Raw genomic sequence first — 24,135 nt, 5'->3', positions numbered from 1 at the left:
GATTCAGTTCCCGAGTTCTTCGACGTCGAGCGTGTAGCGGCCGCCGCCGCTGTACGAGTCGACGAGCACGCCGAGGTCGCCGTCGACGTCCTCGACCGTGATCTGTTCGTCGCTCCGCGGCGTGATCGAACGGAGGTCGTAGTCGTACGTCGTCGGCGTCCGGCCGTCGGTCGTCACGTAGAGGTCGAAGTCGCTGCCGCGACCGCGACCGGAGAGCGTGAGCGTGACGCGGCACGGGTCGCCGGTCTCGGTCGTGTACGTGTAGGAGTCCTCGTCCCACCAGCCGCGGAGCAGGCCGCCGACGCTGTCGGTCGCGGTCTCGTCGCCGCAGCTCCCGCCGGTCTCGTCGACCTGGACGGTGACGTCGTCGCTCGCGCTGGCGCCGTCGTCGTCGACGACGGTGACGGAGACCGTGTGCTCGCCGGCGTCCTCGAACGCGTACGTGAACATCGGCTCGGTGCCCTCGGTGACGAACGCACCGTCGACGCTCCACTCGTAGGTCTCGATGGTGCCGTCGGCGTCGCTCGACCCGGACGCGTCGAACGTCACGTCGCTCCCGACGGGTGCGTCGTCGGCGTCGGCGACGACGCTCGCGGTCGGCCCCTGGTTCGGTTCGGTGACGGTGACCGTCGACTGCGCGTCGTCGCTCGCGCCGTCGTCGTCGGTGACGGTGACGGTGACGGTGTACTCGCCGGCGTCGGTGTACGCGTGCGTCGCGGTCTTCCCGGACGCGGTCGCGCCGTCGCCGAACGTCCACTCGTAGCTATCGATGGAGCCGTCGGTGTCGCTCGACGTCGAGGCGTCCACGGACAGCTCCTGGCCGGTCTGGACGCTCCCGTTACTCAGCGAGAGCTTCGCCGTCGGCGGTTCGTTCGGCTCGGGTTCCTCGCCGCCCTCCTGTGCGAACCCGTGCTCTTCGACGTCGATACTGTAGTCGGCCTCGTCCGCGCCCTTCTGGGCGAGCACGCCGACCTGGAGCGCCTTCGAGGAGTCGATGTCGCTCGAGAGGAGCGTGATGGACTCGCCCGTGAAGACGTCGCGGTCGCTCCCGCTCCCCTGGATGACGAACCCGGTGTACTTCCGGCCCTCGGGGTACGTGAACGAGAGCTCGAGCTCGCAGGGTTCGGTCGTCTGCCACGAGTAGTCGTGACGGCTGATGTCGCGCTGTTCGGCGGTCGGACTGACCGTCCCGCTGAACGAGTCGGTCTTCACGGGGCCTTCGGCGCACGTCCCCGGCTGGACGGTGACGTCGACGCTGTCGGTCGCGGTCGCACCGTCGTCGTCGGTGACCGTCAGCGTGACCGTGTAGTCGCCGGCGCTGTCGTACTCGTGGACGACCTTCTCGCCGGTCGCGGTCGTCCCGTCGCCGAGGTCCCACGACCACTCGCTGACGTAGCCGGCGGCGTCGCTGGAGTCGCTCCCGAGGAACGTCACGCGTTCGCCCTCGTGGGGGTCGGTGATGCTCGCGCGAGCGACCGCATCGGGCGCCTGGTCGTCGTCGCCGGTCGCGCCGACGGCCTTCGCGGCGTCGACCCGGCCCGCGCCCTGTTCCGTCTCGCCGAGGCCGATGTCGACCGCGGTGTCCTTCAGGTGCTGGCGGAGTTCCGTCGGCGACAGGTCGGGGTTCGCGGCCGCCGCGAGCGCGGCGACGCCGGTCGTCGCGGGCGTCGCCATCGACGTCCCCGAGATGCGGTTGTACTTCCCGCCGAACTCGCTCTTCTCCTGGGTCCAGCACGAGAGGACGTTCACGCCGGGCGCGGCGAGGTCGATCTTCTCGCCGAACTGGCTGAAGCTCGCGAGGTTCAGGTTCTCGTCGATGGCCGAGATGGCCATGCACTCGTTGTAGCCCGCGGGGTAGGAGACGCCCTCGGTGCCGTTGTTCCCCGCGGCACAGATGGGGAGGCAGCCGTTGTTGACGGCGTACGAGACGGCGGATTTCATCGTCTCGGAGTACCCGCCGCCGCCGAGGCTCATGTTGACGAGGTCGGCGCCCTGATCGGTCGCCCACTGGACGGCGTCCGCGATGTCCGCGGTCTTCCCGCCCTGTGCGCCGAGTGCGCGGCACGCGAGCAGCGTCGCGTCGCTCATCCCGGCGACGCCGGTGTCGTTCCCGATGCCGGCGGCGATGGTGCCGGAGACGTGCGTGCCGTGGGCTTCCTGGGCGAGGTCCGGCGGGTACGGGTCGTCGTCGCGTTCGGCGTCGTCGACGGTGACGAAGTCACGACCTTTCGTCTCGCCGTACTGGTCGGCGAGGTCGGGGTGGTCGTACATGATGCCGGTGTCGACGACGGCGACCGTGACGTCCGAACTGCCCTGCGTGGCCTCCCACGCGATGGGTGCGCGGACCTGCTGGGGGGCGTACATCTCCTCGAACAGTCGGTCGTTCGGTTCGACCGCCATCGGCTGCCACTTGGCCGCGTTGTCCTCGTGGTACTTGACGTCGGAGTTGTCGGCGAGCCGGGATTCGAACGTGGAGACGTCCATCGTGCTCGCGCTCGCGTCGAGCTCGACGACGGCGTAGTTGAGGACGTCGTTCCGCGAGACGATCTCGGCGCCTTCGGGGAGGTCGTCGCCGGCGAGGATGGTGGCTTCGGCGTCCGCGACGTCGACGGTGTCGCTGAGGCCGACGATGCGTTCGACGCGCTCGGCTGCGTCGTCCGCGCCCGCGACGCCGCCGATGGCTGCCGTTGCGCCCGCTACGCCGACGCCCTTGAGGAAGGAGCGTCGTCCTGCGTCAGGTGTGCTATCTCCAATCACGACACCACGGTCTCGAACGAACGAGGTTAAAATTTATCAAAGCATTGTGCGAAAGTTAACTGCTGGCTAGGTGGATGGTAACGGGAGCCAATTCAACGCTATCTGGCAATAATCGAGACGTGACTACTGCAATGAAGTCGGGGTTCTCGCGGCCGTGCCGCCTGACGCCTTCGTCGAAGCTCGACGGCACCTCCCGGCTCGTCGTGGGGGACGCGGCGTCGTTATGCCCACAGCGAGCGTACCGCTCGCATGCAGCACGCGAGCACGGACGCCGGGGAGCCGGCGACGGTCGACCCGACGGCGGGGTCGTTCCTCGAGACGTTCGAGCGACTCGAGGACCTCGAACGCGGGACCGCACGGACGAACGGCCTCGACACGAGGTACTATCGACGCGGGAGCGGCCGACCCGTCGTGTTCGTACATCCGATGGGGATGAGCGCGACCGTGTGGGCGCAGCAACTCGACGCGTTCGGCGACGCGTTCGACGTCGTCGCGTACGACACGCGCGGCCACGGCCACACCGGCGGCTCCCAGCGCGAGTCGTACACGATGGAGTTGTACGCGCTCGACCTCCGCGCGCTCCTCGCCGCGCTCGACGTCTCCCAGCCCGTGCTCGTCGGCGCGTCCATGGGTGGCGCCATCGCCCAGCAGTACGCCGCGATGTACCCCGACGACGTCGCCGGCCTCGTCCTCGTCGACCCCGTCAGTACCGTCCCGGTCGGGTGGCGCGGCCGCGCCGCCATGGGGTTCGTCACGCTCCTCTCCAGGCTCGACCGCATCGTCTCCTACGACGCCCTCAACCGCCTCCAGATTCGAGCGTACGAGACGCTCGCGCCCGGGTCAGCGGGGAACGCCGACGCCATCCTCGAACTCGTGGCCGCCGACCCGCCCATCGCGCACGACGAACTCGTGAAGGTCGCGGATGCCACCACCGGGTTCCCGCGGAGCGACTTCGACCCGACCGCCGTCACCGCACCGACGCTCGTCTGCTACGGCGACGCCATCCCCGGCACCCTCGCGACGATGGCAACGGGACTCCAGACCCTCCTCGTGAACGCCGACGTGGACGTCGTCACGGTCCCCGACGCCGGCCACGGCTCCGTCGTCGACAACCCCGCGGTCGTCACCGACAGGGTCCGCGCGTTCCTCGACACCGTCGCCTGAGCAGGTAGCGAACGCAACTCGAAAACAGTCGCTCAGGCGTCGTCGGGGACGTCGGCGTCGTCGTCCTCGGTCCGCGTGACGTGCAACCACCTTTTCTCGGCGGCCTCGCCGCTCGCTTCGGCTCACGGGCGATGCCCGTTCGCCATCGAGGCGACTGCGTCGCCTCGCTTCGCTCGCGACTCGACCGCCGGAAAACGTGGGCGAAAAGGGGATGATCAGGCGTCGTCGGGGACGTCGGCGTCGTCTTCCTCGGTCCGCGTGATGTCGACGTCCTCGATGTCGCCCTTGTAGATGTCCGCGCCGTCCTGTGCGACCTTCTCGGCGAGCACGGCGCACTTCACGCGCATCGGCGAGATGTCGACGCCGAGCATGTCGACGACGTCGTCGCGGTCCATCGCGTGGAGCTCGTCGAGGGTCTTCCCGCGGAGTTCGCTCGTGAGCATGCTCGCGCTCGCCTGCGAGATGGCGCAGCCGTCGCCGCGGAACGCCACCGCCTCGATGGTCTCGTCGTCGTCCTCGAGGACGACGTCGATCGTTATCTCGTCGCCGCACATCGGGTTCTCGCCGACGTGCGTGAACGTCGCGTCCTCGATCTCCCCGTAGTTACGCGGGTTCTTGTAGTGATCGAGGATCTGCTGTCGGTACATGTCCGAGCCCATTCCCATCGTTGTGTCTGGGTTGGGTCGTCGGCCGCAAAAGCGTTCCGCAGCACCCCGGAGGTGCCGGAATCGCGACTGTTGCGCGTGCTGCGGTCGGGGTGGCGTGGACGACGGACGGTTCGGCGCGCAACCAGTCGGTCGGCACGTGGCAACGAGCGGTTTGACGCGAGCGCCGCAAGGGGACGGTATGCGCGAGCGAGCGACCGGCCCTCGGCCGACGCGACGGCGCGTCCTCGCGACCGTCGCCGGACTCGGCGTCGTCTGCGGGTTCGCTGCCGCCAGCGGGACGGTTCGAGCGTCGGCGACCGACGACGCGTCGACCGCGGCGGGCGTCGATCCCGAGGCGTCGACCGGTGCGAGCGTCGCTCCGGAGGCGTTCCCGACCGTCGACCCGGCGGGGCGACTCGCTCTCCCTGGAGTCACGGAGGCGGTCGTCGACGACGACGGCGAGACGGTGTACTGCGCGCTCGGCAACGGGTTCGCGGTCGTGGACGCGAGCAACCCGTTCGACCCGACCGTGGCGTTCGTCGAACGCGACCTCGAAGCCGGCGCGGACGACGGGAAGCGACCGATGACGGCCGTCCGGGACGTGAAGGTGTCCGGCGACCGACTGCTCGTTGCCGGCCCGACCGCGCAACCGCGCTTCCTCTCGCAGTCACTGAAGGGGTTCTTCCTGTACGACGTCAGCGACCCCGCGAGCCCGGAGCGCGTCGCGTTCCACGAGACGGCGTTCGGCCCGCACAACTCGTTCGTCGACGGCGACCACGTCTACCTCGCGGGCAGCGGCGAGTTCGGCGAACCGGTCGTCGTCTACGACGTGCGCGACGACGACCCCGAGGAGGTCGCACGCTGGAACCCCGCCGACGCGGATTCGGCGTGGGCGACGGTCCCGGGCCTCTTCCGGAACTGCCACGACGTCTACGTCCAGGACGGTGTCCTGTACGCGGCGTACTGGGACGCGGGGACGTGGGTCGTCGACGTCGCGGACCCGACGGCGCCGACGGCGCTCGCGCACCTCGGCGGCCACGACCCGGCGTACCTCGCTGGCATCGATGGGCTGGCCGCGGAGTTCGAGGAACGACCGGGGAACAGCCACTACGTGCAGCCGAACGCGAACGGGAGCGCGGCGTTCGTCGGGAAGGAGGCGCTCGACGTCCCGCGAACACTCAAGGACGGCGGGCCGGGTGGCGTGGAGTGCTGGGACCTCCGCGCGCTCGACGTCGACGGCGCGACGCCGTCGGTCCGGTCGGTGCTCCGGCCGCCCGACCCTCGCGGGAACCGAACGCAGTCCGGGTGGACGGCGCACAACCTCGGCGTCGACGGTGACCGCCTGTACACGTCGTGGCACGGCGGCGGCGTCCGCGTGTACGACGTCGCGGCACTCGCCGAGCCGCTCCTTCTCGGCGAGTGGCGTGCCCCCGAGCGCACGTGGTTCTGGACGGCGAAACCGCTCGAATCGGGGTTCGTCGCGACGAGCTACCTCGACCCGCGGTACTCGCTGGGCGCGCAACGCCGCGGCGAGGGCGCGGTCCTGTACGTCTTCCCGGAGCCGTCGGCGGCGGACGCGGTGCCGGCGCCGACGATGCAGCGCCGCGAGTTCCCCGACCCCGAGGACGACGAGTGACACGGGATCGCCGGACGCGTCAGTCCTCGCCGCTGGCTTCGCGTTCGAACCGGTCGAGGAAGGATTCGACGTACGCGTGGCGGTCGCGTGCGAGCGCCGCGCCGGCGGCGGTGTGCATGCGGTCCTCGAGGTGGAGTATCTTCTTGTGGAAGTGGTTGAACGACGTCTCGCCGGCGTCGGTGTCGTCCTCGCTCGGCGGCAGGTCGGGGTCGTAGAGCGTGTTCCCGTACTCGCCGGCGTACGCGAACACGCGAGCGACGCCGACGGCGCCGGTCGCGTCGAGGTTGTCCGCGTCGCTCAGGAGTTCGGCCTCGAGCGAGTCGGGCTCGACGTCGTTCGAGAACCGGTGAGCGTGCACGCAGTGCGCGACCGCGTCCAGGAACGCGTCGTCGGTGCGGCCGAGCTCTCGGAGGATGGTTCTGGCTTCGCTCGCACCCCACTCGGCGTGACACTCGATCTCGCCGCGGGACTCCTTCGCGCGACCGACGTCGTGCAGCCAGCCGGCGGCAACGAGAACGTCCCGGTCGACGTCCCGCGGGCGGGCGTGCACGCCGCGCTCGGTCTCGTCCGCGAGGCGCTTCGCGGTCGCGACCACCCGGCGGACGTGCTCGAAGTCGTGACACGGCGACACGCCGTCGAAGTACGATTCGGCGCGCTCGCGGACCGCAGCCTCGTCCAGCGGGGCGTGCATCTCAGGCGAACAGGTCGCGGGCGCCCTCGATAGCCTCGACGAGCTTGTCGACCTCGGCTTCGGTGTTGTAGATGTAGAAGCTCGCGCGAGCGCTCGCGGCGACGCCGAGCCGGTCGTGCAGCGGCTGCGTGCAGTGGTCGCCGGCGCGGATCGCGACCGCGTAGTCGTTCAGGATGCTCGAGAGGTCGTGCGCGTGGACGTCACCGAGGTTGAACGACACCAGCCCGGTGCGGCCCTGCTCGGGGCTCGGGCCGTACACGTCGACGTCGTCCATCGCGGTGAGGCGGTCGTACGCGTACTCCGCGAGGCGCTCCTCGTGACGCTTCACGTTCTCCATCCCGATGTCGTCGAGGTAGTCGATGGCTTCGGCGAGCGCGATGCCCTGCGCGATGACGGGCGTCCCCGCCTCGAACTTCCAGGGGAGGTCGTTCCACGTCGAGTCCTCGAACGTCACCTTCCGGATCATCATCCCGCCGTAGAGGTACGGGTCCATCTCCTCCAGCAGGTGCTCTTTGCCGTAGAGGACGCCGACGCCGGTCGGGCCGCACATCTTGTGGCCGCTGAAGGCGTAGAAGTCCGCGTCGATGGCCTCGACGTCCACGGGCCGGTTCGGCGCGGCCTGCGCGCCGTCGACGAAGAACAGCGCGTCGTGGTCGTGCGCGACGTCGGCGAGGTCGCTCACGGGATTCACGCACCCGAGCGTGTTCGAGACGTGCACCGCCGAGACCATCTGGGTGTCGTCCGTGATGGTGTCGCGGGCGTCGTCCATGTCGAGCTGGCCGTCCTCGGTCAGTCCGATGTACTTGCATTCCGCACCCGTCCGCTTGCATATCTGCTGCCAGGTGACGAGCGCGGCGTGGTGCTCCATCTCCGTGAGGACGACCTCGTCGCCGGGCCCGAGCTCTGCGAGCCCCCACGCGTACGCGACGACGTTCATGCTCTCGGTCGTGTTCTTCGTGAACACCACCTCCTCGCGACCGCCGCTCGCGCCGATGAACTCCGCGACGCGGTCGTGCGCGTCCTCGTACGCGATGCTCGCCTCCTGACTGAGCTGGTGGAGGCCGCGGTGGACGTTCGCGTTGTACTCGCGGTAGTACCGCGCGATCTCGTCGACGACCTGGTCGGGCGTGTGCGACGTCGCGGCGTTGTCGAGGTAGACGAGGTCGTGTCCGTTGAACTCGCGCTCGAGGATGGGGAAGTCCTCGCGGATGGCGGCCACGTCGAGGCCTTCGGCGTCCTGCGTACTCATTACGCGTGTCTAGCGGCTCAGGGGCCTATTGTCCTTCGGTCCCGCGAGTCCGTGCCACACTCGGGGACTGGTAAGTATCTGACCAGCAAACTAACGCAATTACCGTAAACAATATTAGCATCTCAGTGGCCTGAAACGGCTGAAAAGAACGAATGATTAAGTGCGCGGGGTGGAAGTGTTCTACTGATCTAATCATGCAGTATTCGACGCGTTCCGGGTGCAGACTGGTAACCAGGGTGAGGGGGCGTGTTCTCCGCTGAGGACCCGGTCTCGGACACCGAGCAGGACGTCGGGGAGGAACGAGCGACAGAGGACGGCGGGCCGTCACCCGCCTCCGTCGGGACCGGGGAGGCGTTCGGCGTCGTCGTCAGCACCGACCGGTTGACGTCGTTCCTCGCCGCGGGCGACGCGGACGTTCGCGCGTACGCCGCCCGACAACTCGGCGCGCTCGCGGCGGACTCGCCGCGGGACGTGCAGCGCGCCCGCGACGACCTGCTCTCGCGGTTCGATGACGAGCACGGCCGGGTGCGGGTGCGGTGCGCGGAGGCGGTCGCGACGCTCGCCGTGGCCGACCCCGGCGCGTTCGTCGAGGACGTGGACGCGCTCGCGGACGCACTCGGGGACGACCGCGTGGACGTCGTCGCTGCTGCCGTCGACGCGCTCGCGTCGGTCGCAGCACACGACCCGGCGAGCGTGGCTCGCGTCGCGGACGCACTCGCGGCGCACCTCGCCGACGCGGAGAGCCTCGTCGCGGCGCGCGCACTCGCCGACGTCGCGAGCGCGGACCCGGACGCGGTCGCACCGGCGACGGACGCGCTCGCTGAGGCGCTCGCGTTCGCCGCCGTGGACGCGGCACGAGCGCTCGCGAGCGTCGCCGCGGTCGACCCGGGAGCGGTCGCCGCGGTCGCCACCCCGGTCGCCGACGCCGTCGCCGCCGGCCCGCCGGAGGCGCGTCGGGACCTGACGGCGGCACTCGCGACCGTCGCACCGACGCACCCCGACGCCGTCACCGCCCACGCGTCGCTCCTCGAGGCGGCACTCGACGACGAGGACCGCGCGGTCAGCGGGCACGCCACGTCGGCACTCGCCGCGGTCGCCGACGTCGCCCCCGGTCGGGTCGCGGCGAGCACGGGCGCGCTCGTCTCGCACCTCGACGCGACCGACCCCGCGGTCCGCGTCGACGCCGCTCGCGCACTCGCCGCGGTCGCGGCGACCGACCGCGAGGCCGTCGCCGCGGCACCGCCCTCGCTCGCGGCGCACCTCGACGACGAGTGCGTGGACGTCAGGCGTGCGGTCGCGAACGCACTCGCGGTGCTGGCGGCACAGGACGCGGACGTGGTCGCGCCGTTCGTCGCCGACCTCTCGGACGCACTCGGAGATGCGGACGCTGCCGTCCGGGAGGCCGTCGCGGACGCGCTCGCTGCGGTCGCGAACGAGACGCCGACCGCCGTCGCCGACGCCGTCGGCGTCCTCGTCGCCGGCCTCGACGACGACCCCGCGGTCCGGGAACCGCTCGCCGAAGCGGTCGCCGCGGTCGCGACCGCGGCACCGTCGGCGGTCGCGGACCACGTCCAGGACGTCGCCGCACACCTCACGGTCGCTGGCGTCCGCGAACCGCTCGCGGACGCGGTCGCCGCGGTCGCTCGCGACGCTCCGGGCTCTGGGGACGTGGACGCGCTCGCGGACTCGCTCGCGGCCGACGACGCCTGGACGGCTGGGTACGCGGCGAGCGAACTCGCCACGGTCGCCGAGCGCGCAACGGCGACGCTCTCGCCGACACAGGAACGACTGCTCGCGCGACTCGACGACGACGCGGCCGCGGTCCGCACTGCCGCCGCGGCGGACCTCGTCTCGCTCATGGACGAGCGCCCGCACGAACTCGCCGGGACCGTGCCGGCGCTCGCGGACGCGCTCGACGACGACGAGGTCGCGGTCCGCGAGGGCGTCTCGTGCGCGCTCGCGTCGGTCGCGGCAGCCGCACCCGACGCCGTCCGTCGTGCCGGGGCCGTGCCGGCGCTCGTGGATGCGCTCGACGACACCGCGGCGACGAGCGACTGCGCCGCGAGCGCACTCGACGCCGTCGCGCAGACGACGGGCGTGGACGCACGCGAGGACGTTCGCCCGTTCGTCGCGTTCCTCCTCGACCGCCTCGACGACGAGGCTCCGGTCGAACGGCGTCGCGCCGCACTCGCCGTCCCGACCGTCGCACGCTCGACGCCGGAGGTCGTGGCCGCGACGGACGCACTCGCCGCGGCCGTCGGAGACGACGCGGTACGGTCCGCGGCCGCGCGAGCGCTCGCGTCGCTGGCGATCGACGACGCAACGCCGCTGTCCGTGCTTCTCTCGCGCGTCGCCGACGACGATCGGGAGGCGACGCGTGCGGTCGCCGCGATGACCGCGTTCGAGCCGCTCGTCGCGGACCCGTCGGCGCTCACGGACGCGGCGACCAGCCCGGACGCGGTCGTCCGCCGCCGCGCCACGCGCGCCCTCGCAACCGCCGCGAGCGACCGCGACGACGCCACCCCAGCGACGGGCGTCCTCCTCGATTACGCAGACGCCGTCGACGGGGCCGTCAGGGCGCGTGCCGCGAGCGAACTCGGCCGGCACGCGCTCGCCCGCCCGGACGACGCTCGCGCCGTGGTGGCGGACCTTCCGACGCTCCTCGGAGCGGACGACGACCTCGTGCGCGGTTACGCGGCGGTCGCCCTCGTGAGCGTCGCCGTCGACGACCCGGCGAGCGTCCCAGTCCGTGCACTCCCCGACTCGGGCCGCTCGGCGGACGCGGACGACGAGTGGCTCGCGGACGTGGTCGCGTTCGTTCGCGCTTACGCCACCGATGCCGAGGATGCGGCCGCGGCGGCGAGCGCGCTCGCCGACCGGCACGACCACGACGACCCGGCGGTTCGCGCGGTCGCCGCACTCGCCACGGGCGCGTCCGGGACGGCGTGCCCGCGCCATCTCGTCGACGCACTGACGGACGACGCGGTCGCCGTTCGCGCCGCGAGCGCTCGCGGGATCGCCGCCGTCGCGGCGCGCGACCCGAACGCGGCCGCGTCCCTCGCCGGTCGGCTCGTGGACGCGCTCGACGACGACCCGGCGGTCGTCGCGTCCGTCCTCCGCGCACTCGCCGCCGTCGCCCGGGCGTCGCCTGGCGCGATCGCGCCCGACGCGCTCGACGTCGTCGCGCGCCGACTCGCCCACCCCGACCCGCGCGTGCAGATCGCCGCCGTACGCGTCGTCGCTCGCGTCGACCCGGACGCGTACGCCGACGCGCTCGACGAGTGCCGCGAGCACGCCCCCGAAGGCGTCCGCGACGCCGTCACCGCCATCCTCGACGAGTCCACGGACGCTCCCGACGACGCGAGCGACACCGCCGAGGACTCCTGGCTCGCTCGTGCATCCCTGGGGCGCGTCCTCGACGGTGCACTGTCGACGCTCACCGACCGTTTGCCCTGATCCAGGACCGCGACGACTCCGGCACCACGTCGCGAGGCGTCGTGGTCGACCGCTCGCCCGTCGCTGCCCGAAGCGCGCGTTCGGCACCGGCCACGACTGACCGCTCTATTTAATCCTTTCTCCGGGTTCCAGGGCCGTCACCGTCGGTCCCCATTTATAATACCACCCGGCATCAAACCTGTTCACGATGCGACAGAGCGCGGACGACGGTGGTGGTGGTGGTCGGTCCCGGCGCCAGGTGCTGCGTCGAACCGGTGGGCTGCTCGCCGCGGGCACGGCCGCTGCGAGCGCCGGGTGCACGAACCTCCTGCCGCCGGCGAGCCGCGCGATACGGTACGGCGACGTCGACCTCCCCGGACGCGGTGACGCCACCCCCGGCTACCGGCGATGGTTCCCCGCGGAAGCCGAACTGCCGCCGCTCGACGCGGCGGACGAGGACGACCCGTACGGGAACTGGACGTACGCGACGCCAGGCGACCTCGGCGCGGCACAGCTCGGCCGGCCGTTCGACATCGGGCGGAACGTCGCGCAGGCGTCGATGGACTACGTCGGGTACCCGCTGGCGTCGTACGACCGCCTCGTCAGCGTCGGCGCTCTCGGCAGCGTCGCGGAAGCGTCCGTCGACCGCGCGACCGTCGAGCGGACGCTGGCCGACACGAACTACGGGCGTGCCGACGACTACCGCGAGTTCGACGTGTACGACCGCACGGACGTCGACCGACTGCTCGCCGTCTCCACGGACGCGGTCGTCCACACGGCCGGCGAGACCCGCCGGGCGAAAGCACGGGCGCTCGTCGACGCCGAAGCGGGCCGCGTCGACCGGCGCCACGAGGTCGACGCGTCGTTCGCGGCGTACACCGAGCGCGTCGGCGCGCCGCCGACGGTATTGAGCGCGTTCGGTATCGTGAGCGGCGACCTCGCCAGCGCGGTGTGGTTCACGTTCGACGAGTCCTCGGCGTACTTCGTCTACGACCACGCGTTCGCCGACGGCGAGACGCCGTCGAGAGCCGAGGTCAAACGCCAGATCAGCGGCATCACGCGCGGCGACCGGGCGTCGCGCGTCGACGTCACCGTCGACGACCCGTTCGTCCGCGTCGCACTCCAGCTCGACGAGAGCGCGTACATGGACGGCGACGACGGCGACGACTACCGCTCGCTGCCGTTCGTCACGTGGGGCGTCGACCAGGGCTCGGATACGATAACGGTCAGCCACGACGCGGGCGAACCCGTCTCCGTCGACCGCGCCGAGTTCCGCCCCACCGAGGCGCTCCGGAACCCACCAGCGTCGGGGTCGACGCTCGAACCCGGCGACGAGCTCGCGTTCGCGACGGGCGACCTCGCCGCCGACGACATCGAGTTCACGTACAGTCAGGACGAACACAGCCGATCGCTCCTGTTCAGCTATGAGCCAGCAAACGACAGCGACACGTGACCGCCGACCGACGCGTCGGGACGGGACGACCGACCGACCCGAACCGCTCACGCCGACCCTCCTCAGTAGCATGACCGACCCCGCCGACCTGTCGACCGTCGCGGACCTGCTCGCGGACGAGCACGTCCAGCGCATCCTCGCGGCGACGAGCGTCGACCCGAAGTCCAAGAGCGAACTCGCCGAGGGCTGCGAGGCCTCGCTGCAGACGGTATCGCGCCGCGTCGACGACCTCGTGGACGTCGACCTGCTGCGCGAGGAGACGCGTGCGCGTCGCGACGGCCACCACGACGCCGTCTACGTCGCGCGCCTCGACAGCTTCGAGGTCCGGCTGCGCGACGGCGCGCTCGAACACGACGTCGCGCGCATGGACCGCGATATGACCGACGAACTGCAGCGCCTCTGGAGGAAGTTCTAGCTATGACGGGACTCCTCTCGTACGCGGTCGTCGAGATCGCCACACTCGCGCTCGCCGCCGGCTCCGCGATAGTCGGCCTGTTCATCGCGGCGCTCGCACTCCGCGGCGTCCTCCGGGACCGCAGCCGGAAGATGCTGTTCCTGTCCGCGGGCATGATACTCCTGTTCGGTGCAGCGTACGTCACCGCGCTCGTCGGGTCGGCGCTCGTCCGGTTCCACGTCATCTCGCTCCTCCAGCAGAACTACGTGCTGCTCGCCGTTCGCGCCCTCCAGTTCACGGGCCTGTGCTCTATCGCGTACTCGCTCGTCATCGGCGAGTGAGCCGACGACGCCGTGTTGCGACGGTCACGACGACCCGCGGCGGTTCCGGTGGTACTCGACGACGACGCCGACGGCGAGGCCGAGCGGGACGGCGACGAACCGGCTACCAAGCACGTCGAGTCCGGTCCCACTGGCGGTGAGGTGCGTCAGTATCTCGTCGGTGGCGAGGGCGAGCATCGCGAGCCCGATGCCGACGCCGCCGGCGCGCCACGCCGGGTCGGCGGAAACCCTCGGGCGGGCGCGAAGGGTCGCGACCGCGACGAGGAGCGCGAGCGCGTTCCCGGCGACCGTCCGCTGCTGGGGTTCGAGGACGGGGTCCAGTGCGAGTTGTGCGAGTGCACCGACGGAGAGCGTGAGTGCGAACCACAGCGAGAGCACGCGAAACGGGGTGACGTCCGGCGCGTCGGTCTCGTGGGGGTCGGTGGCGGCGTCAGCCATCGATTCCGTGGACTCGTGGCGGAACAAAAGCTCGATGGTGCGGGTCAGCTGTCGCGGTGGAAGACGGCCCACTCGACGCCGCGTCGTCGTCGCTCGACGGGTTCCGGGCACCGTCGCGACGCGCGGCTGGCATCGATTCCGTCCACGATAGTCGGCGTGAAAAATTCGGTGGTCTGGCCGACCGCGCGCGGCGAGCGATTCAGTCGTCGTCACCGGACTGCGTCCGGTTGCTCGACTGACGAAGTCAGTCGTCGTCGGCGGCGACCGCGGCGTCGTCGTGCACTATCTCGTCGCCGAGGACCGTCATGAACTGGCGGAGCCACTCGGCGTGGTCGGGCCACGCCTGCGCGGTGACGAGGTTCCGGTCGGTCGTGACCTCGTCCACCCACGCGCAGCCCGCGCCCTCGACCTCGGCCTGGACGGCGGGGTAGCTCGTCATCTCGTAGCCGTCGAGGACGTCGGCGGCGGCGAGTATCTGCGGGCCGTGACAGATGGCGGCGACCGGCTTCTCGGCGTCGAAGAAGTGCCGGACGGCGTCCAGTACCTCGTCGTATCCGCGGAGGTACTCGGGGGCGCGGCCGCCGGGGACGACGAGCGCGTCGTACTCGGCGGGGTCGACGTCGGCCATCGTCGCGTTCAGCTCGAAGTCGTGCCCGCGCTCCTCGAGGTACGTCTGGTCGCCACGGAAGTCGTGCACCGCGGTCTTGATCTTCTCGCCGGCCTCCTTCTCCGGGCAGACGGCGTGAACGTCGTGCCCGAGCATGTCCAGCGCCTGGAACGGCACCATTATCTCGAGGTCCTCCCCGAAGTCGCCGACGATCATCAGTATCTTCTTGGGCATTGGTAGCACCTGTAGTGGAATACGGTCCGAGAGGCGATAAAGCTCCGTGATGAACGCGTTCGACGGGGTGAGGCGTGGTTGCGTCGGTCTCGCTCGGTCGGTGGGCCGTGTTCGTATGCAGTCGCTACCGGCTCCCTCGGCCGCTGAACCGTATTCACGTATAATGGCCTCTCATCTCGTCTGCCGAAACGTATGACAGAAAATTTCTCACGCGAGTCTGGTGGCGACGGCTACGACCGGAGCGACGTGTTCGACCTGCTCGCGCGCCGACGCTACCTCGCGGCGGCCGCTGGAACGACCGCCGGCCTCGCGTCGCTGAGCGGCTGTCTCAGCGGGACCGGCGACACCGACACCGAAGCCGAGACCGACGAACCACCGGACGAGGACGACGACGAGGACGGGGACGACGACCGACCCGAGGGCGTCTCCGAGGAGGAGTTCGAGCGCGGGCCCGTCCCCGAGGCGTACCAGACCGCGACGTCGCTCGGCGGTGAGACGCGCGATCCGGACGACCTGCAACCGAAGGGGAACGTGAAGTTCTCCGAGTACGACGACGCCCTCGAACAACCGACGCACAAACCGGGGCGCTGCTGTGCGAACTGCGCGGACTACATCCCCGACAAGAACGGCGACCGGTTCGGCGCGTGCGCCGAGGTCGAAGGGTACGTCGACGGCGCCGACTGGTGCTCGCTCTACGAGTCGCTCCCCGAACCGTCGGTCCCGGAGGGGATGAACGAGGGGGACCTCGCGACCGCCGAGGTCCCCGAAGCGTACCGGACCGCGACCTCGCAGGGCGACGAGACGCGCAACCCCGAGCAGCTCAGCGCGCAGGCGGACGTCAGCCTCACCGAGTCAGTCGAAGCGTTAGCGGACGGCGACGCCGAACCCGGGCAGTCTTGCGGGAACTGCGCCGAGTTCATCCCCGACCAGAACGGCGACGGGTGGGGAGCGTGCGCCGCCGTCAAGGGGTTCGTCGCCACTGAGGACTGGTGCGTCATCTGGGAACACGTCAGCGAGGGATGACCGAGAGCGGCGGCTGACCGGGATCGATGCCGACGCTCACCCGAGTCGCAGAACCTGCGCGTGCAGCGTCCCGTCGACCGTGAGCGCCGTGCTCTCGTCGACGACGCCGGCGTCGACCGCGGCCTCGACGGTCTCGGTACCGACGAGGTTCGCGACGTCCGAACGTCGGACGGCGTCGACCGCCGTCTCGGCGTCGACCTCGTCGCCGCCGTAGAACTCCTCGGTCACCGTCAGCGAGATCTCGCCCTCCTCGAACGTCTCCCCGAGGAGGTCCGCGTCGCAGGCCGCGACGAGCAGACCCTCGCTCGTCTCGCGCTCGCTGAGCAGTATCACAGCGGACCACCGCCGCCGCCGGGCCCGCCTCGCGGGTCGTCGCCGTCGACGCGCGGGTCGTCCGCCGGGTCGGGCCGCGGGTCCTCGCCACGCAGTCCCTCGGGCGACCCGCCGGGTGCCTGCCCGACCTGCTCTTCGACCATCTGCTGCTCCATGTCCTCGCGGAGCTCCTCGGCCTCCGCCGTGACCTCCTCGGCGCGCTCGTCCTCGCCCATGTCCTCGAGCGCTCGCGCCTTCTCCTCGAGGATCTGCGAGTTCCGCATCCCGAGGCGGATGGCGTTGTCGAAACACTGTACGGCGTCCTCGGAGAGCCCGCGTTCCGCGAGGAAGAACCCGCGATTGTACCACGCCTGCCCGAACCGGTCGTCGATCTCGACGGCGCGCTCGGAGTGCTCGAGCGCCCGCGAGACGTCACCGGACTCCCAGAGCGCGTACGCGAGGTTCGTCTCCGCGCTCGCCGCGTGCTCTGATTCGTCGTCGATACTGAGCGCCTCCCGGTACGCGCCGATGGCCTTGTCCCACTCCTCGAGTTCGGCGTGGGCCGCGCCCTTGTTCACCCAGCCCTCCTGCGCGAGCGCGTCGTCGTCCGTGAACTGTGCGACGCGCTGGAAGGTGTCGACGGCCTGCTCGTAGCGGTTGATGGCGACGTAGTTCAGGCCGACGTCGAGCAGTTCCTCGGCGTCGACCGCGTCCGCGTTCGTGTTCGCCCGGTCGAGGAGGTCGGTGACGACGCGGCTGTCGACGGGGTCGACCTTCGACGGGTCGACGTCGAGCTCCGGCGGGTCGATGTCGAACTCGGCGTAGGGGTCGTCGAACCCCTGGCCGGAGGAGTACTCGTGCTTGCGGTCGGGGTTCTCCTCGGTCATGGAAGTGGTTTTGGCGACGAGCGCGGGTAAGCCCTTCGCTCGCGCCGTCAACGTCGAACGCGACGCCCTCGTGCGTATCTCCAGTCGAAACGAAGGGGGTTAGGAACCGGTTACCACGCCACGAGGGACCGGGCGTCGTCGACGGCCAGTCGGCTGTCGGTCGCGTGCGATGGCGTCGCCGACGGGCGTGGCCGGTCAGTCCCGTGCGATGGCGTCGCCGACGGGCGTGGCCGGTCAGTCCCGTGCGATGACGTCGACGACACCGTCGAGGTCGAGCGGGACCGAGCCCTTCGTGTAGCCCTCGACGCTCCCGTCGGGGCGGACGCGGTAGACGAGCGCGGGCTTGTGGTGGACGTCCGGGCGTTCCCCGCGGACCGCCGCCCACTGGTCGTCGTGGTAGCTCGAGCAGTCGACGAACAGCGTCACGCCGCCACCGTGCGCTTCGAGCTGGCCGGTGGTCTTCGTCTGCGCGGTCTCGCGGATGGCCGCGACGGGACTGTTCTGCGAGCGGTCCTGGGGCGGGAGCGGCCGGGTCACCTCGACGAGGTTGCTCGTGCCGTCCGGCGATATCGCGCGGTAGTCGAGACTGTAGCCGCCCGCGACGTCGATCTCGGGGACGACGTCGTAGCCGGCTTCGGTGAGGACCCACGCGGCGACGTACTCCGCGACCGCCGAGGCCATCCGCGTCAGGTCGAGGTACTCGCTCGTCCCGAGCTTGCCCGCCATGACGTGGCGGTCGTCGTCGAGGACGCCCGTGTCGAGGACGCGTTCGAGGAACGCGAGCGCGTCGTCCGCGTCGGCGTCCGGGAACCCGCAGGCGTGCTCCGAGAGGAATTTGCGCGTCGTGTGTCGGCCGTCCTTGCTCATGAGGACGGGGAGGAAGAACCACGCGACGTGCGGGTAGTCCGCGGTCCAGGGCGCCTCGACTTCGAGGTCCGCGAGGAGTTCGCGCTGGGCCCAGCGGTGGATCGGGTACGGGACGTCGTCCCAGTCGCGCTTGTCGGTCCGCCAGAGCGCGCTCGGCGTCTCGGTGTTCCCGAGCCAGTACGCTTCGCTGTCGTCGTACAGGAACAGCGCCATGTCGTCGTTGTCCATCTCGAACCGCACGCCAGTCCAGCCGTTCGGTGGCTGGTAGTGGGGCGTGGTCTTCGTCGCACCGAGGTTGTCGTCGAGGTCGGAGAACAACTGCTCGTGGACCTGCTGGTCGGTCCAGCGGCCCTGCGAGTACCGGAATCGAAGGGGGCGTGCCACGTCCCCCGGTACGCCCCCCTGGCACATGAGAGCCACGGCATGCGCGCGCCCCGTGACCGCCGACGGGGCCGGGTCGATGTGGCCTCCCGAGGGTGGTCGAGTCGCCGCGGCCGGCGATCCCGACCCGATACCCTGACGAATCATGGTATGCTGGTACGTACCACCGACAGCTTCAAATGAAGACACCCCTTAGCACGGTGATGGTTACCATGTCGATGGGTGCTTACGACGAGGACGAATACGAACGCCGCGAGGAGAAGTCGACGCACGTCGACGCCGACTTCGACGACGAGCGGACGGTCTACCACGGCGAGGTCGAGTACGACTCGGGCGAATCCACCGAGGAACTCCTCGACCAGTTCAAGGAACTCCAGGAGGAGTAGCCGCGACGCCCAGGGGACGTCGCGGGGGGCGACTCGACGCTGTCACGAGCGATAGCGCTCGCGCTCGGGTCGCACGAGCGACGTGTCGACTCAGGCCGAGACCGTGGCGTCGCGGGCGTCGGCGAGCGTCAGACCGACCGAGAGCGCGGTCGCCGCCGCCACCGCGAGCACGTGCCCGAGCAGCACCACGAGCAGGACCGGTCGGTCGAGGACGAACGGCACGAACACCAGTTGGACGGCGGCGAACGCGAGGTTCAGACCGTCGGCGCGAGCGAACGCGCGACTCCGAGCCGGGTCGAACTCGAACGTGTACGCGCGCCAGACCGCCGCGACCGCCGCCCACCAGCTCGTCCCGATGCGGTAGACGACGTCCCAGAGCACGAGCAGCGTCAGGTACGTCGCGAGCACGGGCGGTTCGTCGCCCAGCAACGCGGTGACGAGCGGGTCGGTCGCGACGCGCGGGTCGTACACGAACAGGTGCGTGACGACCGCGACGAACGCGAGCACGCCCAGGACGACCTCGACGTTCGACCCGAACAGCAAGCGGCGGTAGGACTCCGGCGCGTCGAGCTCGCGGATGCGTCTCGCGTACGTCAACATGAGTGCGCTCCCGATGGCGGCGACCGCGACCGCGGCCGTGCCGACGACGACGCCAGCCCAGAGGCCGTACAGCGCCGCGACGACGAGCACGCCCGCCTCGAACGCGAGCACCTGGATGCCGATGGCGGTCGACGAGTCGATGTCGACGCCAGGGAGCGCCCCGACGATGCTCTCGTACACCCACGCGTCGCCGTACTGCGCGTCGTCGCCGGCGAGCGCGCTCGTCGAGTCGTCGGCGACCGCGGCGTCGTCCTCCGTCGCCTGAAACGAGTCGTCGGCGTCCTCTGCGCGGCGGGTCACTGCAGGCCGGGGCTCCCGCCCTGGAGTGGACTGCCGCCGCTCCCGTTCGCCGACCGGGAGAGCGCGCGGCGGACCGCCGAGTCGAACGGCGTCAGTGCGACGTCGATCTCGTCGGCGAGCCGGTCGTCCTCGACCACGACCGGGTTCTTCAACCCCTCGATGAGGGGATGGGCGACCGATTTCGGGACGTCGCTCACGAGGTCGACCCAGTACGCCGACAGCCGCGGCGTCAAGACCGGCACGGGGATGACGTACAGTCGCTTCCCCATCGCTTCGGCGGTGCGTTCGAGCATCTCGCGGTACGTCAGGACGTCCGGGCCGCCTATCTCGTAGGTCTCACCGGCGGTATGCGGGCGACTGAGGACGCCCGTGAGGTACCCGACGACGTCGCTCACCGCGATGGGCTGACACGGCGTGTTCACCCACCGGGGCGTTATCATCACGGGCAGCCGCCCGACGAGCTGTGTTATCATCTCGAAGCTCACGGAGCCGGCGCCGACGATGATGGCGGCGCGCAGCGTCGTCAGCTCGAACTCGCCCTCGCGGAGCACGCCTTCGACGCTCCGACGGGACGCGAGGTGCTCGCTCAAGTCCTCGCCTTCCTCGCCGAGCCCGCCGAGGTAGATGACGCGGTCGACGCCCGCGGCGTCCGCGGCGTCGACGAAGTTCCGCGCCGCGCGCTCGTCGCGCTCGGCGAAGTCCTCGCCGGAGCGCATCGAGTGCACGAGGTAGTACGCGACGTCGACGTCGTCGAACACACCGTCGAGACTCTCGGGCTCTAAGAGGTCGCCCTCGTGGACCTCGACCTCGTTCCCGGGGTAGTCCTCGCGGTTCCGGACCAGCGCGACGACGTCGTGGTCGCCCGCGATGAGCGCGGGAATCAACTCGCCGCCGACGAACCCCGTCGCACCGGTCACCAGCACGCGCATACTACGAGGTCCGGGCGCCGCCGTCTTAAGAATGCCTCCAACGCGGTCGAAACGAACGGGTTCCGGGGTCGTGATTCACTCCCAGCCGGGCGTCTCGGGCGCGTCCCGGTCTTCCTCGACGCGTTCGCCGAGGCCGGGGTCGGCGTTCGCGGTGGGGTCGTCGCCGGCCGCGTCGCTCCCGGCCGTCGCGTTCGCGGCGCGGGCCTCCCAGTCGTCGATGGCGGCGCCGACCCACGAGTCGGCGTCGAGTGCGCGGTCGCGGTAGCGCTCGTAGGCGTCGTCGTTCCGCGCGAGCATCCCGGGGCTGGCGGCGGCCGCGGTCCCGACGAACTCCGCGCGGTCGTCGGCGGTCGCCTCGCCCGCTGCGATGCGGTAGACGCGGTCCGCGAGCGCGTCCGGGTCGGGGTGCGCGAAGACCTTCCCGCCGAGCGCCTGCGGGCCGAACAGCGGCTCGGCGTCCTCCGGGACCGAGTCCTCGACGAGGCGGTCGCCGGGCGCGCCGAACTCGCGCTCGACGCGCTCGCAGACCGACTCCACCGCCATGAGGAGGTTCCGCCCCGGGTAGGTCGCGCACTCGTCGGGGTAGAGGTCGTCGTCGTGGATGCGACACTGGAGGGTCTCGGGGTCGAGGAACGCGCACGTCGGCAGCCACGACGCTTCGTCCGCGCCGACGGGCGCCACCGGCTTCGGCGGCTTCCGGAGGCCGACGAAGAACGCGGGGCGGCCCGCGATGGCGGCGACGTCGAACCCGTCCACCTCGACGGAACGTCCGGACGCGCCGTCGTCGCCCGCGCCCTCGCCGTCACTCTCTGGGTCGCGCTCCCAGAGCCGCGGCGTGAGCGCGTCCCCGAACCCGGCGTTCACGAAGTCGCGGACCTCGTCGCGAGTGAGCGGCACGAGGTTGTAGACGTCGTCGAGCGGGCGCTCCGGGCCGACGCGCTCGTGGTCGTCCGGCGTCGCCGACAGCGCACGCCAGTCCACGCAGCAGCCCGCGCAGCCTTCGCAGTTCACGCGCATGCCTCCGGGTTCGACCGCCACCGACGAAAGTCTAGCCCGGTGGACACCTGTCGACCCCCGACGGCGTTCCGCGCACCGTCGGCCTACACGCCGAGCCACTCGTCGTCTCGGACGGCATACCCACGCTTCCGGCAGTGTTTGGCCGCCTCTCGACGCACGTCGCGGCTCCCGGGGAGCGCCGCCTTCTCGTGAACCCGGTCGACGATCCAGTCGGCGATGAGGCGGATGCCTTCGTCGTCGTCGTCGGCGTCGATGTCCTCGAGCGCGAGGAACGTCCGCAGGTAGCCCTCGCGTTTGGACTCGGGGAACTCGGGGTCGTCGAGCGTCGCGGCGGCCTCGACGACGCGCTTCATCGCGCCGGCGACCGTCGGTCGCTGCACGCGCTCGCGGACGGCTGTCGGCGAGTCGAACGTCTCCACGTCCGTCTCGGGGACGAGCTGCTTGACGGTGTACGTGTCGTCGGCCGCGCGTACCTCACGGTCGCCGACGGCGGCGACGACGTCCCGCCCGGTCGCGGGGAACGCGACGCCCTCGAGCTCCGTTTCGAGCTCGGCGAGGTCGCGCTCGTCGACCGGTGGCTCGGGTTCGTCCCCGCGCTCCATGGCGGTCTCGACGTCGCGCTCGCGCTGTTGCCTGTCGGCATCGTCCGCCTGTTTCTCGCGCCCTCGCTTGTTGTCTGCCATCCCTTACCATACGTTCGCTCCGGTGATAACGCTGTGCCATAGCGGTCACTTCGACGTCACGTCGTCAGGTCGCGGACCGGCCTCCAAGTTTCATGTACCGGCGCTCGCTTGACGGGGCCATGGGAACGATGCCAGACGCAGTCGCGGTGACGGGTGCACTCGGCGGTGCGGGCCGCTGGGTCGTCGACAGGCTCGCGGCGACGGGCGCGGACGTCCTCGCCATCGACCAGCGACTCCCGGAGGCCGACGGCCCCGAGGACGTGGACTTCCGCGCGGCGGACCTGACAGCTCGGGGCGAGACGTTCGATCTCCTCGACGCGGCGAACCCGGACGCGGTCGTGCACCTGGCCGCGATACCGGACCCGCTGAATCACGCCGGGGGTCGCGTCTTCGAGAACAACGTCCTCAGCACGTACAACGTCCTCGACGTCGCGGGGCGCGTCGGCGCGGACGTCGCGTGGACCTCCAGCGAATCCGCGTACGGCTTCCCGTTCGCCACGGAGATACTCCCTCCGGAGTACCTCCCAATCGACGAGTCCCACCCGATGCGGCCCGAGGACCCCTACGGGACGTCGAAGGTCCACGGGGAGACCATCGCGGACATGGTCGTGCGACGCGACGGCATCTCGGTCACGTCCATCCGCCCATCGTGGATCCAGTATCCCGGCGAGTACGTCGCCCGCGACGTCGCCGACGCGTTCGACCTCGCGGCGCTCGCGGCCGACCCCGTCGGCGCGGTCGGCGGTGGCACCGGGAACTTCTGGTCGTACGTCGACGTCCGCGACGTCGCCGACATGGTCGTCCACGTTCTCGAGACCGACCGCGACGGCCACGAGGCGTACAACTGCCACGCAGAAGACAACTTCCTCGGCGTCCCGACCCGCGACCTCTTCGAGGCGCTGCTGGGCGACGTCCCCGAACCGTGCGATATCGAGGGCGAGCAATCGGCGTTCTCGATGACGAAAGCCGAAGCCGAACTGGACTGGTCGCCGTCGCACACGTGGCGGAGCGCAGCCGACGAATCAGTCGACGGCCCCACCTTCGGCTGACGCGTCCGGCCGAACCGAAGCGGTCTCGTCGGAGAAAGACACTTGCGACGCCAGGCCCGACGTAGAAGCGTGACGACGGACCCCTGCGACGGCTGCGGGAAGCGCGTTCGCGTCGCCGGCGGCATCGGCGACATGTGGACCGCGACCGGGCCCTCCGGCGGGATGACCCTCGAGTTCGACGACGGCAGCGAGGAGTTCCTCTGCTTCGACTGCATCGAAGCGCTCCCCGACGACCCGACGACGAGCGACGTCCCCGGCGATTGAGGCCGGATTCGGGTCGCCTCAGGTGAGGGACGCAACGGCGAGCAGCACGCTCGTGGCGAGACACCCGATGGCCAACCCGACGACGAGCCCGACCTGTACGGGGGTGGACGTCCACGTCGGGACGACGAACACGGCGAAGACGGCGGCCGCGACCAGCACCCACCGGAGTCGGTCGAGCGCTGCTCGTAATCGGTCACTCAGCTGTGTGATACCGATGGTCAACATGAGAATGACGCCGACGGCGACGGGCGGGATGGCGACGTCGCTGACGGCGACGGCCGTTCGATTCAGGCCGAGGACGGTGAGCGCCGCGAGGACGACGGCGGCGACGAGCGTCATGCCAGCGGTTCGTCTCGTCGCTCCGGTCGCGTCGGTCGACTTCGACATCGTG

General features: G+C 70.6%; 24 protein-coding genes. 10 read left to right on the top strand and 14 right to left on the bottom strand.

What is annotated here, in order from left to right:
- Positions 1 to 3: 3 nt before the first annotated feature.
- Entirely contained in the window at positions 4 to 2,757 is a 2,754-nt protein-coding gene (locus ACZ48X_RS11585) for a S8 family serine peptidase (protein WP_336349569.1), read from the bottom strand.
- 249 nt (positions 2,758 to 3,006) lie between these two features.
- Between ACZ48X_RS11585 and ACZ48X_RS11580 the strand changes: the two genes are divergently transcribed.
- Positions 3,007 to 3,921 carry an alpha/beta fold hydrolase gene (locus ACZ48X_RS11580; protein WP_336349570.1) on the top strand — a complete coding sequence of 305 codons (915 nt, stop codon included), beginning with the start codon at positions 3,007 to 3,009 and terminating at the stop codon, positions 3,919 to 3,921.
- 215 nt (positions 3,922 to 4,136) lie between these two features.
- On the opposite strand, the gene sufU is transcribed toward ACZ48X_RS11580, so the two are convergent.
- On the bottom strand, positions 4,137 to 4,586 hold the full coding sequence (sufU, locus tag ACZ48X_RS11575; protein ID WP_336349571.1) for a Fe-S cluster assembly sulfur transfer protein SufU: 450 nt from the start codon (positions 4,584 to 4,586) through the stop codon (positions 4,137 to 4,139).
- Positions 4,587 to 4,767: 181 nt separating this feature from the next.
- On the opposite strand from sufU, the gene ACZ48X_RS11570 reads away from it, so the two are divergent.
- Positions 4,768 to 6,204 carry an LVIVD repeat-containing protein gene (locus ACZ48X_RS11570; protein WP_336349572.1) on the top strand — a complete coding sequence of 479 codons (1,437 nt, stop codon included), beginning with the start codon at positions 4,768 to 4,770 and terminating at the stop codon, positions 6,202 to 6,204.
- Positions 6,205 to 6,223: 19 nt separating this feature from the next.
- Here ACZ48X_RS11570 and ACZ48X_RS11565 read toward each other — a convergent pair whose 3' ends face one another.
- On the bottom strand, positions 6,224 to 6,895 hold the full coding sequence (locus ACZ48X_RS11565; protein ID WP_336349573.1) for an HD domain-containing protein: 672 nt from the start codon (positions 6,893 to 6,895) through the stop codon (positions 6,224 to 6,226).
- Position 6,896: 1 nt separating this feature from the next.
- Positions 6,897 to 8,144 carry a cysteine desulfurase gene (locus ACZ48X_RS11560; protein ID WP_336349574.1) on the bottom strand — a complete coding sequence of 416 codons (1,248 nt, stop codon included), beginning with the start codon at positions 8,142 to 8,144 and terminating at the stop codon, positions 6,897 to 6,899.
- 246 nt (positions 8,145 to 8,390) lie between these two features.
- Here ACZ48X_RS11560 and ACZ48X_RS11555 point away from each other — a divergent pair, with 246 nt between their 5' ends.
- The 4 genes from ACZ48X_RS11555 to ACZ48X_RS11540 all read left to right on the top strand — a co-directional run bounded on the left by ACZ48X_RS11555 (position 8,391) and on the right by ACZ48X_RS11540 (position 13,767).
- Positions 8,391 to 11,600 carry a hypothetical protein gene (locus tag ACZ48X_RS11555; RefSeq protein WP_336349575.1) on the top strand — a complete coding sequence of 1,070 codons (3,210 nt, stop codon included), beginning with the start codon at positions 8,391 to 8,393 and terminating at the stop codon, positions 11,598 to 11,600.
- Between the two features lie 187 nt (positions 11,601 to 11,787).
- Positions 11,788 to 13,032, top strand: coding sequence for a hypothetical protein (locus tag ACZ48X_RS11550; protein WP_336349576.1), 1,245 nt, complete (start codon positions 11,788 to 11,790; stop codon positions 13,030 to 13,032).
- Positions 13,004 to 13,447: a helix-turn-helix domain-containing protein gene (locus tag ACZ48X_RS11545; protein WP_336349577.1), complete on the top strand. Its 444-nt coding sequence runs from the start codon at positions 13,004 to 13,006 to the stop codon at positions 13,445 to 13,447. Before ACZ48X_RS11550 ends, ACZ48X_RS11545 begins: the two co-directional genes overlap by 29 nt.
- Positions 13,448 to 13,449: 2 nt before the next feature.
- Complete coding sequence (locus tag ACZ48X_RS11540) at positions 13,450 to 13,767, top strand: hypothetical protein (protein WP_336349578.1); 318 nt, start codon at positions 13,450 to 13,452, stop codon at positions 13,765 to 13,767.
- Between the two features lie 24 nt (positions 13,768 to 13,791).
- On the opposite strand, the gene ACZ48X_RS11535 is transcribed toward ACZ48X_RS11540, so the two are convergent.
- Both ACZ48X_RS11535 and ACZ48X_RS11530 read right to left on the bottom strand, forming a co-directional pair.
- Positions 13,792 to 14,205, bottom strand: coding sequence for a hypothetical protein (locus ACZ48X_RS11535; protein ID WP_336349579.1), 414 nt, complete (start codon positions 14,203 to 14,205; stop codon positions 13,792 to 13,794).
- Between the two features lie 244 nt (positions 14,206 to 14,449).
- Positions 14,450 to 15,046 carry a DJ-1/PfpI family protein gene (locus tag ACZ48X_RS11530; protein WP_336349580.1) on the bottom strand — a complete coding sequence of 199 codons (597 nt, stop codon included), beginning with the start codon at positions 15,044 to 15,046 and terminating at the stop codon, positions 14,450 to 14,452.
- A gap of 192 nt (positions 15,047 to 15,238) precedes the next feature.
- On the opposite strand from ACZ48X_RS11530, the gene ACZ48X_RS11525 reads away from it, so the two are divergent.
- Positions 15,239 to 16,069 (top strand): high-potential iron-sulfur protein, encoded by an 831-nt coding sequence (locus ACZ48X_RS11525; protein ID WP_336349581.1) that lies wholly within the window; start codon positions 15,239 to 15,241, stop codon positions 16,067 to 16,069.
- 36 nt (positions 16,070 to 16,105) lie between these two features.
- Here the strand turns inward: ACZ48X_RS11525 and ACZ48X_RS11520 are convergent, their stop codons facing one another.
- From ACZ48X_RS11520 to ACZ48X_RS11510, 3 genes are all read right to left on the bottom strand, one after another.
- The gene (locus tag ACZ48X_RS11520) at positions 16,106 to 16,399 is read right to left on the bottom strand and encodes a DUF424 domain-containing protein (RefSeq protein WP_336349677.1); all 294 of its coding nucleotides are present in this window, start codon (positions 16,397 to 16,399) and stop codon (positions 16,106 to 16,108) included.
- Positions 16,399 to 17,268 carry a tetratricopeptide repeat protein gene (locus ACZ48X_RS11515; RefSeq protein ID WP_379761938.1) on the bottom strand — a complete coding sequence of 290 codons (870 nt, stop codon included), beginning with the start codon at positions 17,266 to 17,268 and terminating at the stop codon, positions 16,399 to 16,401. The genes ACZ48X_RS11520 and ACZ48X_RS11515 overlap by 1 nt, the downstream gene beginning before the upstream one ends.
- A 234-nt stretch (positions 17,269 to 17,502) precedes the next feature.
- Entirely contained in the window at positions 17,503 to 18,519 is a 1,017-nt protein-coding gene (locus ACZ48X_RS11510) for a DUF5784 family protein (protein ID WP_336349582.1), read from the bottom strand.
- Between the two features lie 209 nt (positions 18,520 to 18,728).
- Here ACZ48X_RS11510 and ACZ48X_RS11505 point away from each other — a divergent pair, with 209 nt between their 5' ends.
- Entirely contained in the window at positions 18,729 to 18,902 is a 174-nt protein-coding gene (locus ACZ48X_RS11505; protein WP_336349583.1) for a DUF5786 family protein, read from the top strand.
- A gap of 90 nt (positions 18,903 to 18,992) precedes the next feature.
- Here the strand turns inward: ACZ48X_RS11505 and ACZ48X_RS11500 are convergent, their stop codons facing one another.
- The 4 genes from ACZ48X_RS11500 to ACZ48X_RS11485 form a co-directional block, all read right to left on the bottom strand.
- Positions 18,993 to 19,802, bottom strand: coding sequence for a DUF7530 family protein (locus tag ACZ48X_RS11500; RefSeq protein ID WP_418934293.1), 810 nt, complete (start codon positions 19,800 to 19,802; stop codon positions 18,993 to 18,995).
- Positions 19,799 to 20,731 carry an NAD(P)H-binding protein gene (locus tag ACZ48X_RS11495; RefSeq protein WP_336349584.1) on the bottom strand — a complete coding sequence of 311 codons (933 nt, stop codon included), beginning with the start codon at positions 20,729 to 20,731 and terminating at the stop codon, positions 19,799 to 19,801. The genes ACZ48X_RS11500 and ACZ48X_RS11495 overlap by 4 nt, the downstream gene beginning before the upstream one ends.
- Before the next feature lie 75 nt (positions 20,732 to 20,806).
- A complete protein-coding gene (locus ACZ48X_RS11490; RefSeq protein WP_336349585.1) occupies positions 20,807 to 21,748 on the bottom strand; it encodes a YkgJ family cysteine cluster protein in 942 nt (313 codons plus the stop codon).
- Between the two features lie 83 nt (positions 21,749 to 21,831).
- The gene (locus ACZ48X_RS11485) at positions 21,832 to 22,431 is read right to left on the bottom strand and encodes a DUF5789 family protein (protein WP_336349586.1); all 600 of its coding nucleotides are present in this window, start codon (positions 22,429 to 22,431) and stop codon (positions 21,832 to 21,834) included.
- A 119-nt stretch (positions 22,432 to 22,550) separates the two neighbouring features.
- Here ACZ48X_RS11485 and ACZ48X_RS11480 point away from each other — a divergent pair, with 119 nt between their 5' ends.
- Together ACZ48X_RS11480 and ACZ48X_RS11475 are read left to right on the top strand one after the other, a co-directional pair.
- Positions 22,551 to 23,480, top strand: coding sequence for an NAD-dependent epimerase/dehydratase family protein (locus tag ACZ48X_RS11480; RefSeq protein ID WP_379761943.1), 930 nt, complete (start codon positions 22,551 to 22,553; stop codon positions 23,478 to 23,480).
- A gap of 69 nt (positions 23,481 to 23,549) precedes the next feature.
- Positions 23,550 to 23,744 (top strand): DUF7561 family protein, encoded by a 195-nt coding sequence (locus tag ACZ48X_RS11475; RefSeq protein WP_336349587.1) that lies wholly within the window; start codon positions 23,550 to 23,552, stop codon positions 23,742 to 23,744.
- Between the two features lie 18 nt (positions 23,745 to 23,762).
- Here the strand turns inward: ACZ48X_RS11475 and ACZ48X_RS11470 are convergent, their stop codons facing one another.
- Positions 23,763 to 24,131: a hypothetical protein gene (locus ACZ48X_RS11470; RefSeq protein ID WP_336349588.1), complete on the bottom strand. Its 369-nt coding sequence runs from the start codon at positions 24,129 to 24,131 to the stop codon at positions 23,763 to 23,765.
- Between the last annotated feature and the right edge of the window lie 4 nt (positions 24,132 to 24,135).

The organism is Halorubellus litoreus (genome assembly GCF_055378595.1).
The sequence above is the reverse complement of the archived record's forward strand: the minus strand, read 5'-3'. Positions and strand labels throughout refer to the sequence as shown.

Excerpts from the sequence above, each read along its gene's own strand:
- ACZ48X_RS11570 (WP_336349572.1), top strand. The coding sequence starts at position 4,768 with ATGCGCGAGCGAGCGACCGGCCCTCGGCCGACGCGACGGCGCGTCCTC.
- ACZ48X_RS11580 (WP_336349570.1), top strand. The coding sequence starts at position 3,007 with ATGCAGCACGCGAGCACGGACGCCGGGGAGCCGGCGACGGTCGACCCG.
- ACZ48X_RS11490 (WP_336349585.1), bottom strand. The coding sequence starts at position 21,748 with ATGCGCGTGAACTGCGAAGGCTGCGCGGGCTGCTGCGTGGACTGGCGT.
- ACZ48X_RS11540 (WP_336349578.1), top strand. The coding sequence starts at position 13,450 with ATGACGGGACTCCTCTCGTACGCGGTCGTCGAGATCGCCACACTCGCG.
- ACZ48X_RS11550 (WP_336349576.1), top strand. The coding sequence starts at position 11,788 with ATGCGACAGAGCGCGGACGACGGTGGTGGTGGTGGTCGGTCCCGGCGC.
- ACZ48X_RS11525 (WP_336349581.1), top strand. The coding sequence starts at position 15,239 with ATGACAGAAAATTTCTCACGCGAGTCTGGTGGCGACGGCTACGACCGG.
- ACZ48X_RS11530 (WP_336349580.1), bottom strand. The coding sequence starts at position 15,046 with ATGCCCAAGAAGATACTGATGATCGTCGGCGACTTCGGGGAGGACCTC.
- ACZ48X_RS11560 (WP_336349574.1), bottom strand. The coding sequence starts at position 8,144 with ATGAGTACGCAGGACGCCGAAGGCCTCGACGTGGCCGCCATCCGCGAG.
- ACZ48X_RS11485 (WP_336349586.1), bottom strand. The coding sequence starts at position 22,431 with ATGGCAGACAACAAGCGAGGGCGCGAGAAACAGGCGGACGATGCCGAC.
- ACZ48X_RS11505 (WP_336349583.1), top strand. The coding sequence starts at position 18,729 with ATGTCGATGGGTGCTTACGACGAGGACGAATACGAACGCCGCGAGGAG.
- ACZ48X_RS11535 (WP_336349579.1), bottom strand. The coding sequence starts at position 14,205 with ATGGCTGACGCCGCCACCGACCCCCACGAGACCGACGCGCCGGACGTC.
- sufU (WP_336349571.1), bottom strand. The coding sequence starts at position 4,586 with ATGGGAATGGGCTCGGACATGTACCGACAGCAGATCCTCGATCACTAC.
- ACZ48X_RS11515 (WP_379761938.1), bottom strand. The coding sequence starts at position 17,268 with ATGACCGAGGAGAACCCCGACCGCAAGCACGAGTACTCCTCCGGCCAG.
- ACZ48X_RS11470 (WP_336349588.1), bottom strand. The coding sequence starts at position 24,131 with ATGTCGAAGTCGACCGACGCGACCGGAGCGACGAGACGAACCGCTGGC.
- ACZ48X_RS11495 (WP_336349584.1), bottom strand. The coding sequence starts at position 20,731 with ATGCGCGTGCTGGTGACCGGTGCGACGGGGTTCGTCGGCGGCGAGTTG.
- ACZ48X_RS11480 (WP_379761943.1), top strand. The coding sequence starts at position 22,551 with ATGGGAACGATGCCAGACGCAGTCGCGGTGACGGGTGCACTCGGCGGT.
- ACZ48X_RS11565 (WP_336349573.1), bottom strand. The coding sequence starts at position 6,895 with ATGCACGCCCCGCTGGACGAGGCTGCGGTCCGCGAGCGCGCCGAATCG.
- ACZ48X_RS11545 (WP_336349577.1), top strand. The coding sequence starts at position 13,004 with ATGAGCCAGCAAACGACAGCGACACGTGACCGCCGACCGACGCGTCGG.